1 protein-coding gene is annotated in these 1,548 nt (G+C 58.6%); it reads left to right on the top strand.

Going from position 1 to position 1,548, the window contains the following annotated elements; genetic code table 11:
* Window positions 1-85: 85 nt before the first annotated feature.
* Entirely contained in the window at window positions 86-1,471 is a 1,386-nt protein-coding gene (gene ltrA, locus ACYVG7_RS10390) for a group II intron reverse transcriptase/maturase (RefSeq protein WP_460883046.1), read from the top strand.
* Window positions 1,472-1,548: the final 77 nt, after the last annotated feature.

Below are 1,548 nucleotides of genomic sequence, written 5' to 3'. Positions count from 1 at the left end.
AGCCGACGCCGTAGTAGTGGTGGGTAACCGCCAGCACGAAGGGCTGAACATGATTAATCGTGATTAGGACAGTGGATACTCGAGGATGATTGATGATGCACAAGCACGGGAAACCGTGGCCTTGAACGCAGAAGACGAGCGGAACACGTCAAGGGCGGAGCAGGGTGTTGAAGTCAACTCGGCGGCCAGTGGGCAAACGAAAGCGGAAGTGTCGATAACAATCGAAGCAGTGATAGCACGCGAGAACATGAAGCTGGCCTATCAGCGAGTGGTGGAGAACAAGGGAGCGGCAGGAGTCGATAACCTGAGGGTCTCGGAGCTCAAACCCTGGCTGCAACGGCACTGGCCGAGTGTGAAGAGTGCCTTGATAGCGGGCAGCTACCTGCCACGAGCGATACGCAGAGTGGACATCGCCAAGCCGGATGGTGGGGTGAGAAGCCTGGGCATCCCGACCGTGGTGGATAGGCTCATCCAGCAAGCGATAGCGCAGGTGTTAAGCCCGAAGGTAGAGCCGGGCTTCTCGGAGTCTAGCTACGGCTTCAGGCCAAAACGCCATGCAGGACAGGCGGTGCAACAGGCACAGCAGTACATACAGGGCGGAAAGCGCTGGGTTGTGGATATGGACCTGGAGAAGTTCTTCGACCGGGTAGACCACGACATACTGATGTCAAAGCTGTCGCGGGAAATCCAGGATGAACGGCTGCTGAAACTAATCCGCCGCTATCTGGAAGCGGATATGGTGACAGGAGAAGAGGTGACGAAACGGGAGCGGGGCATGCCGCAAGGCGGGCCGCTGTCGCCGTTACTCTCGAACATCGTACTGGACGAGCTGGATAAGGAGCTGGAAAGACGGGGCCATAGCTTCTGCCGCTACGCCGACGACTGCAACATCTATGTAGGCAGTCGGAAGGCGGGAGAGCATGCCTTGCAGGAACTCAGCGAGTTTCTGGAGAAGAGGCTGAAACTGCAGGTGAATGGGCAGAAGAGCGCGGTGGCGAGGCCCTGGGAGCGGAAGTTTCTGGGGTATAGCGTGACGGCGCACAAGGCCCCGAGGCTGAGAATCGCGCCGGTGAGCGTGGAAAGGCTGAAGGACAAAATCCGCAGCCTGACGACGGGGCACAGGACGAAATCAGTGAAAGCGACTATCGAGGAGCTGACCCCGGTGCTGCGGGGTTGGATAGGCTACTTCCGTCTGACCGAAGTGAAGGGAGTACTGGAGGAGCTGGACGGCTGGATAAGGCGCAAACTGCGCTGCCTGTTATGGCGGCAATGGAAGCGACCGATCACCCGAGCACGAAAGCTGATGAAGGCCGGACTGGACGAGGTCAGGGCGTGGAGGTCGGCGTGTAACCAACGGGGCCCGTGGTGGAACGCGGGGGCCAGCCACATGAATCAAGCCTACAAGAAAAAGTGGTTTGAGGCATTGGGGTTGGTATCACTGCAGGAGTTGCATAGACAGTTCCAGAGTTAACATGAACCGCCGTATGCGGAACCGCATGTACGGTGGTGTGAGAGGACGGAGGCCGCGAGGCCTCCTCCTACTCGATG

It is taken from the genome of Pseudaeromonas pectinilytica (assembly GCF_054780855.1).
The sequence above is the reverse complement of the archived record's forward strand: the minus strand, read 5'-3'. Positions and strand labels throughout refer to the sequence as shown.